Here is a 7,639-nt window from a genome sequence, read left to right as displayed (position 1 = left end):
GCAGGGCCGACACTTCCACGCCATTGCCGGCCGAGCGCACGCCCACGCCGGCGCCAAGCGAGGACAACAGCACGCCCTGGCGGGTATAGCCCGCCGTTTGCAGGTTGGCGATGTTCTGGCTGGCCGCATTCAGTGCGGCCTGGGCGGCGATGCTGCCTGACAATGCATTGCTGATGATGCTCATTGGGCAATTTTCTTTCGTGAAGAGTGTGGCGCGTGCGGGTGGGCAGGCAGTGAATCGTTGTTACCTGGTACAGGCGACGTTTCAGACGGATTTATTAAGCGGCGCCGCAATATTGTCGGTCTTGACAGCGCTTTTGCCAGTGACATTGGCCGAAACGGGCGCGCTGGCCGCCGGCAGCAGCTGGCGCAGGATGGCGTCGGCGATGCCGAAGGCGCGCTGGCCGGCCATCTTGTCGGCCACCAGGTTGTCGGCCATTTCCAGCATGTCGCTGTTGATGGGGTCCTTGAAGACGCTGTCCTCGCCCGCCATCTCGCGCGTGCCCGAACGCATCTGGCGCAGCATGTGCGAGATGAAGAAGGCTTCGAACTTGACGGCCGCCTCGGTGGCCTTGGCCGCGTAGCGGGGATCGGCCGGCGTGGCCGCGGCGGGAGTCTTGTCATCGAGCGCCGAGGGCAGGGCGCTGCTGCTGTCGTTTACATTAAGCATCAAATCACCACCAGTTCGCCTTCGATGGCGCCAGCCTGGTCGAGCGCCTGTAAAATTGCCATGATGTCATCGGGCGAGGCGCCCAGGCTGTTGACCACGTCGATGATGGACTGCAGCTTGGCGCCGGCCGGCCATTTGAACATATTGCCGTTGCCCTGGTCGACGGAGACCTTCGACTGCGGCGTGACGGTGGTCTGGCCGCGGCCGAACGGCGCCGGCTGGCTGACGTTGGAACTTTCGGAAATGACCACTTTCAGCGAGCCGTGCGTGACGGCGGCGGCCTTGACGCGCAAGCCTTCGGCGATGACCACCGTGCCGGTGCGCGAATTGAAGACCACTTTCGGCGTGTCGACGCCCACGTCGACGCTCAGCGCTTCCAGCTTGGCCATGAACGCCACGCGCTGGGTCGGGTTTTCCGGCGCCAGCACGTCCACGCTGGTGGCGTCGCGCGTGGTGGCGACGGCGCCGAAGCGGCGGTTCACGGCTTCGACGATATTGATGGCCGTCTCGAAATGCGGGTGGCGCAAGTTCAAGGTGACGGAAGGCTTGGTGGAAAAGTCGCTGATAATCTCGCGCTCGATGTTGGCGCCGTTGGGAATGCGGCCCGAGGTGGGCGTGTTGACGGTGACGGACGAGCCGCTCTTGCCGGTGGCGTTCAAGCCGCCGACGACCACGTTGCCTTGCGCCAGCGCATACGTTTCATTGTCGGCCGCGCGCAGTTGCGTCAGCAGCAAGGTGCCGCCGCGCAAGCTTTTCGCATCGCCCAGGGACGAGACGGTGACGTCGATGGCCTGGCCACGGCGGTATCCTGGTGGAAATACGGCGCTGACCATGACGGTGGCGACGTTCTTGCTTTTCGCTTCGGCGCCGTCCGGCATCTTCACGCCGAACTGCTTGAGCATGTTGACCACGGACTGGCTGGAAAACTTCACCTGGGTGGTGTCGCCGCTGCCGTTCAGGCCGACGACGAGGCCGTAGCCGATCAGCGGGTTGTCGCGCACGCCCTCGATGCTGACCAGGTTGCGCAGTACTTGCGCGGCGCTGGCGGGCAGGGCAAGGCCGGAGAGCACGGCGAGCATGGCTGCCAGGGGCAGGGCGGAACAAAATTTCATGAGGTCACCTTAAAACGGCATCCATGGGCCGACGAAGAAGCGCGTCAGCCAGCCCGGTGTATTGGCTTCGGCCAGGGTGCCCTGGCCGGAATAGGCGATCTGTGCATTGGCGATGCGCAAGGACGAGACCTGGTTGTTCGAATCGATGTCGGCCGCGCGCAGGTAGCCGCGCAGGCGCACGAATTCCTCGCCCTGGTTCAGGGTCAGCGTTTTCTCGCCCTGCACGCGCAGCAAGCCGTTCGGCAGCACTTCCTGCACGATCACGGTGATGGCGCCGGACAAGGCATTTTGCTGCGTGCTGGTCGAGTCGCCGGCGAAGTTGCGGTCGGCGGAGAGATCAAGGCCCGTCTTCGGCAGGGTCTTGCCGAGGATGCTGGCCGCCTTCACGCCGACGGACGAGCCCTTGTTGAACGAGGTGCCCGCCTTCTTGCTGGCCTGCGTGGTTTCCTGCAGGGCCACCGTGACGACGTCGCCCACGCGGAAGGCGCGGCTGTCCGAGATCAGGTCCAGTCCCGCATCGGGATTGAACACGCCGCCGCCCACGCCGCCGCGTACCGCGCTGCGCGGCGCCACGGGCAACGGCGTATCGGAAAAGCTGGGCGCCACCGGCGCCGCCGGCTGGCTGGCGCAACCGGCCATCAACACCAGCAGCAGGGCCGCCGTGGCTTTCATGGCGACTGTCATCAGCGTGCCGCTTGCGCCAGGTATTGCAGCATATTGTCGGCGGCCGACAGCACCTTGGTGTTCATTTCATAGGTGCGCTGGGCAGCGATCATGTCGACCATCTCTTCGACCACCTGCACGTTCGAGCCTTCCAGCGCAAACTGCTTCAGCTTGCCCAGGGCGCCTTCGCCGGGACGGCCTTCCGTCGGCGTGCCGCTCGATGCCGTTTCCTGGAACAGGTTTTCACCGAGTGCCAGCAGGCCCGTCGGGTTGATGAAGCTGGTCAGGTTCAGCTGGCCCAGCTGGGTACCGTTGACATTGCCCGGCACGGTGGCCGTGACCATGCCGTTTTCACCGATGGTGATCGCCGTAGCATTGTTCGGCACGGTGATCTGCGGCACCAGCGGCAAGCCCTGGGCGTTGACCATCACGCCGTTTTCATTGATGCCCAGCTGGCCGGCGCGCGTGTAGGCCGCTTCGCCGTTCGGGCGCAGTACTTGCAAAAAGCCGTTGCCGGTGATGGCGACGTCGAATTCGCGGCTCGTCGTTTGCAGGCTGCCGGTGGTAAACACCTTTTGCGTGCCCACCATGTGGGTACCGTTACCCAGCTGTACGCCCGATGGCGAGAGGGTATTGTCGGCGCGCTGCGTGCCCGGCTGCTGCTCGACCTGATAAAACAGGTCTTCGAAGACGACGCGGTCGCGCTTGAAACCGACCGTATTGACGTTGGCCAGGTTGTTCGCGATAGCTTGCAGTTTGGCATCTTGTGCCTGCACGCCGGTCTTGCTGATCCACATTGCTGGATTCATATATTGCTCCTTGAATATTTCGTCGCGTTGGGCCGGGTACGCTTAGGTACTGAGCAGGCGGTTGCCCGATTCCGTCATGGAATCGCTGGCCTTGAATACTTTCATTTGCATCTCGAAGCTGCGGTTCAGGCTCATGGTGGCGACCATTTCCTCGACGGCCGAGACGTTGCTGCCTTCCAGGTGGCGGTCGCGCAGGCGCACCGTCGGATCGGCTTGCAAGTCTTCGCCGCTGCGCGCCACGATCAGGCCCGCCTCGTTCTTCGTCAGCTCGCCCGCTTCGGCATTGACCAGCTTGAGCTTGTCGACGGTCTGCATCTGCGCCGTACCCGGCACCTGGATGGAGATCGTGCCATCGGCGCCGATCGACAGGCTGGTGTGCTCGGGAATCGTGATGGGGCCGCCTTCGCCCAGCACGGGCCGGCCGTTCAGGGTCAGCGCGCCCGTTTCATCGAGATCCATGGCGCCGGCGCGCGTGTAGGCTTCGCCGTTTTGCCACTGTACCGCGAGAAAACCGTTGCCCGTGATGGCCACATCGAGATCGCGTCCCGTTTCCTTGATGGCGCCCGTACGAGTGCCGACGGCGCTCGACTGCGTCTGCGTCATGTGGCGGTCGTCGTAGCCATAGCCGTTTTGCAGCGGCTGGGCAGTGGACACTTCCAGGTTGGCGCGAAAGCCGCCCGTCTCGATATTGGCCAGGTTGTTGGCGTGTACCTGCTGTGCCCGCAGGGCACGATCGGCCCCGCTCATGGCGGTATAAATCAGCGCATCCATTGCTTTTTACCTTTGCGTATCGTGGATTACAGCGCTTGCATCAGCGATTGCAGCATGGCGTTCTCGGTCGAGATGACCTTCGAGTTCGCCTGGTAATTGCGCTGCGACGTCATCAGACCCACCAGTTCGGAGGTGATGTCGACGTTCGACTGTTCCAGCGAGCTCGTCACCAGTTTGCCGACCATGCCGACGCCCGGACGGTCATACATGGCGGTGCCGGACGTGGTCGAGGCAACCCAGCTGGTATCGTTGACGGCCGTCAATGCGCCTTCGTCGGGGAAGGTGGCCAGGGCGATCACGCCGATGCTTTGCTTCTGGCCGTTCGTGTATTTCGCCACGACGGAGCCGTCAGTGGCCAGTTCCACGCCCGTGTAGGTGCCCGAGGCATAGCCGTCGGCGCGGTCGGTCGAGGTCGTCGATTCGCCGGCAAACTGGGTCGTGCCCGTGTAGTCGATGGCGACCGACATCGGCGCCGCGCCAGGCGGCGTCGGCAGGACCGGCGTGGCAGACGTGCCCGTCACCAGCTTGCCGGAAGTGTCGAAGGTCATGTTCGTCACCGGCAACACATCGGCGTTATCGAATGTGTAATGTACATCCACGCCCGCCGCCGTCTTGACGAAGTACTGGCCCAGCGAGTGCTTGGCGCCCAGCGAATCGTAGATGATCGAGGACTTGCCGCTGTTGTAGCTCAGCTCGCTAGTCTTGCTGAAGGGCACGGTCTTGATGGTCCATTCGGACGACATGTTGGCGGCATACGCCAGCTTGGTCGATGCCACGGCGGGAATCTGGCCCGTTGGAATCAGCATGTCGCCCATGGTGCCCAGAGCGGTGCTGTCCTTGACGGCGGCATAGCCTTGTACCAGGCGGCCGTTCGCATCGATCAGCTTGCCTTCATTGCTGGCCGAAAAGATGCCGACGCGGCTGTAGCTCATGGTGTTTTGCGCATCGCGCGAAACGAAATAGCCGCGGCCATCGATGGCCGCGTCGAGCGCGCGGCCCGTGTTCAGCACGCCGCCATTGAGCGACATGCTTTGCGTGAGCGAACCGATTTCCGTGCCCGTGGCGCGCGAACCGGCATACATGGCCGAAAAGTTGGCGCGGCTGCTCTTGAAACCGTAGGTGCCGGCATTGGCGATATTGTTACTGGTGCTGTTCAACTGTTGGTTGATGGACTGGATACCGGACAGGGCGATGTCGAAACTCATGTTGACTTCCTTTAGTGAAGGAGGAGATTAGTGTTCAGGAAACGAAGGGGAGAGCGGATCAGGCCGTCTTACCGTTAAAGCCGGTGATCGCGCCAGGGTTGACTTCGCCCAGGTTCGACACGTTCAGAATCATGCTGCCGCCGGACGACAGGCGCACGCTGTTGAGCTTGCCTGCGATGTCGACCGATGGCTTTTCGGTGCCGTTGGTGGTGACTGCCATGGTATAGGTACCAGCAGGCAAGCCCAGCGCGACGGGGTCGATGGTGAAGGGAACCGTACCGGCACCCTTGGCACCCAGTTCGATCTTGTATTCCTTGTCGTCCGCGCCTTTCAGGGTCACGGTGGTCTTGGTGGTGCCGGCGGCCAGCGCGATGCTGCCGCTGACCTTGCTCGTGTCGAGCTGCACCGTTTCGCTGTTGACCATCACTTCGGAACCCACTTGCGCACCCAGGGCCAGCACTTGCATCGATTGCAGCACGCTGGCATTGGCGCTGGTCAGCGCCGACAGGTTCTGCATCGCTTCCGTTTGCGCCTGCTGCGTCAATTGATTGACGAACTGGCTCGGATCGGTGGGCGCGAGGGGATCCTGGTTCTTGATCTGCGCGACCAGCAATTTGGTGAACATATCCTGGGTGGCATTGCTCTGCGACTTGACGGCATTGCTGCCGTTGTTGCTGGCGCCACTGTTGTTGTTTGTAAAGAGATTGGTTTCCATGGATTATGCTTCACCTAATTTGAGGAGCGATTGCTGCATCGACTTGATGCGGCCCAGAACTTCGACATTGGTTTCAAACGCGCGCGAAGCCGACATCATGTCGGTCATCTCGGCGACCTGATTGACGTTGGGGTAGAACACCATGCCATCGGCATTGGCCATCGGGTGGCCCGGTTCATACACCTTGCGCAGCGGCTCATCGCTTTGCACCACGTCGAGCACTTGAACGCGTCCGCCCGCGCCGCTGGCACCGGGGCCATCCATCACGGCGGCAAACACGGGCTTGCGTGCGCGGTAGGTTTCACCTTCGGAGCCGGCAACGGAATCGGCATTGGCCAGGTTGCTGGCGATGGTATTGAGGCGCACGGTCTGCGCCGCCATCGCCGAACCGGCGATCTTGGAAATATCCTGGAAGCTCATGCTGATCCTTATTGTCCGGAAATGGCCTTGGCCAGACCCTTCAGTTTCATGTTGACGAAAGTGAGGCTGGTCTGGAAGTCGGTGGCATTCTGCGAGAACGCCGCCTGCTCGACGCCGATTTCGACGGTATTGCCGTCTCGGCTGGGGTGGTAGGGCACGCGGTACAGGGCGCTGGCATCGTCATCGGTCGACAGCAGGCCTGCTTCGTTGTCCTGCAATTGTTGCAGGGCGCTGCCGAAATCCATGTCCATGGCCTGGAAGCCGGGCGTATTTTCATTGGCAATATTGGCCGCCAGCACGCGGGTACGGTCGGCACGTAGCGCGAGTGCATCGGCGTGCACGCCCAGCGCATCCTTGAAATTAATCCCCATGGTCTTCCTTTGTATTGAATTCGATCGTGCTTTTTGCGGTTCGGGCTAGAAAATAGGTGGTGCAGAGGTAAAATCCCAGCCTGGTCATGTTGACGCATGGTAAGGTCATGCCGCTTCAGTATCTTTGATTAAGGTTAGCAATGATTCATTTCAACAGCATTACGATGATCCGAAACAAGGTGCCACATCCTTACATACTGCTTCCCGGCCTATTTTTACTGACCAGCCTATATAGTAGTGCAGGTCGCGCAGAATTGCCAGCCGACAATATATTTTCGCGTGTGGAACAGTTGGCGCGAGAGCAATTAGCGCAGCAGGCAGCCACGGCAGGATTGCTGGAACCGCAGTTTCAAGTGGCCGTGGTGAAAAGCACGCGCCCCATGCCCGCTTGCGCGGCGCCTGTCACGCTGGAAACGGCGGACAGCCGTTCGGCGCAGCGCATGCGCTTTGTGGCAGTGTGTCCTGGAAGCAACGGTTGGCGTTATGAAATGTTGGCGCGCGGTAGCATCACGGCCCAGGTCGCCGTCACCAGCGCACCCGTCACGGCCAATATGCCGTTGCAATCGGCCGACGTGACGCTGGCGCGGCGTGATGTGACGATGGTGCCGGACAGTATTTCCTCCTTGCCCGGCGCCGTCGGCCTGTCGAGCCGGCGCAGCTTGCGTGCCGGCGAAGTGCTGCGCCAGGGGCAACTGGCGGCACCCATGCTGATCAAGCGGGGCAGCGCGGTCAATATCGTGGCGCGCAAGGAGCAGGTGGAAGTGAGCATGGCCGGCGAAGCGCTGGACCCGGGCGCGCTGGGAGCGGTGATCAGAGTGCGCAACGCCACCAGCGGCACGGTGATACGTGCCAGGGTGGTCGATGCGGGCGTGGTGGAACCGGCCGATATTCCCGGCCGTTAAG

General features: G+C 62.1%; 11 protein-coding genes. 1 reads left to right on the top strand and 10 read right to left on the bottom strand.

The annotated features are described in order from the left end of the window. The 10 genes from K0F86_RS27615 to flgB form a co-directional block, all read right to left on the bottom strand. Positions 1–184, bottom strand: a 184-nt coding sequence (locus K0F86_RS27615) for a flagellar basal body protein (protein ID WP_257572206.1), incomplete at its 3' end; no start/stop codon positions are given. 81 nt (positions 185–265) lie between these two features. Beyond that, positions 266–670, bottom strand: a complete 405-nt coding sequence (locus K0F86_RS17250; RefSeq protein ID WP_219135541.1) for a rod-binding protein — start codon at positions 668–670, stop codon at positions 266–268. Next, entirely contained in the window at positions 670–1,782 is a 1,113-nt protein-coding gene (locus K0F86_RS17245) for a flagellar basal body P-ring protein FlgI (protein ID WP_219135540.1), read from the bottom strand. Before K0F86_RS17245 ends, K0F86_RS17250 begins: the two co-directional genes overlap by 1 nt. A 9-nt stretch (positions 1,783–1,791) precedes the next feature. Then, entirely contained in the window at positions 1,792–2,466 is a 675-nt protein-coding gene (flgH, locus tag K0F86_RS17240) for a flagellar basal body L-ring protein FlgH (protein ID WP_257572205.1), read from the bottom strand. Beyond that, positions 2,466–3,254 (bottom strand): flagellar basal-body rod protein FlgG, encoded by a 789-nt coding sequence (gene flgG / locus K0F86_RS17235; protein ID WP_180338421.1) that lies wholly within the window; start codon positions 3,252–3,254, stop codon positions 2,466–2,468. Before flgG ends, flgH begins: the two co-directional genes overlap by 1 nt. Before the next feature lie 42 nt (positions 3,255–3,296). Continuing rightward, positions 3,297–4,025: a flagellar basal-body rod protein FlgF gene (gene flgF / locus K0F86_RS17230; protein ID WP_219135539.1), complete on the bottom strand. Its 729-nt coding sequence runs from the start codon at positions 4,023–4,025 to the stop codon at positions 3,297–3,299. 26 nt (positions 4,026–4,051) lie between these two features. Then, positions 4,052–5,230: a flagellar hook protein FlgE gene (locus K0F86_RS17225; protein WP_219135538.1), complete on the bottom strand. Its 1,179-nt coding sequence runs from the start codon at positions 5,228–5,230 to the stop codon at positions 4,052–4,054. 58 nt (positions 5,231–5,288) lie between these two features. Continuing rightward, positions 5,289–5,945, bottom strand: coding sequence for a flagellar hook capping FlgD N-terminal domain-containing protein (locus tag K0F86_RS17220; protein WP_219135537.1), 657 nt, complete (start codon positions 5,943–5,945; stop codon positions 5,289–5,291). Between the two features lie 3 nt (positions 5,946–5,948). Then, positions 5,949–6,365, bottom strand: coding sequence for a flagellar basal body rod protein FlgC (gene flgC / locus K0F86_RS17215; RefSeq protein WP_034757795.1), 417 nt, complete (start codon positions 6,363–6,365; stop codon positions 5,949–5,951). An 8-nt stretch (positions 6,366–6,373) separates the two neighbouring features. Further along, positions 6,374–6,736: a flagellar basal body rod protein FlgB gene (flgB, locus tag K0F86_RS17210; RefSeq protein WP_219135536.1), complete on the bottom strand. Its 363-nt coding sequence runs from the start codon at positions 6,734–6,736 to the stop codon at positions 6,374–6,376. Positions 6,737–7,224: 488 nt separating this feature from the next. Here flgB and flgA point away from each other — a divergent pair, with 488 nt between their 5' ends. Further along, positions 7,225–7,638, top strand: coding sequence for a flagellar basal body P-ring formation chaperone FlgA (gene flgA / locus K0F86_RS27610; protein ID WP_257572204.1), 414 nt, complete (start codon positions 7,225–7,227; stop codon positions 7,636–7,638). The last annotated feature ends 1 nt before the right edge of the window (position 7,639 follow it).

The sequence above is a fragment of the Janthinobacterium sp. UMAB-60 genome, from assembly GCF_900095235.1.
Classification (GTDB): domain Bacteria; phylum Pseudomonadota; class Gammaproteobacteria; order Burkholderiales; family Burkholderiaceae_D; genus Janthinobacterium.
The sequence above is the reverse complement of the archived record's forward strand: the minus strand, read 5'-3'. Positions and strand labels throughout refer to the sequence as shown.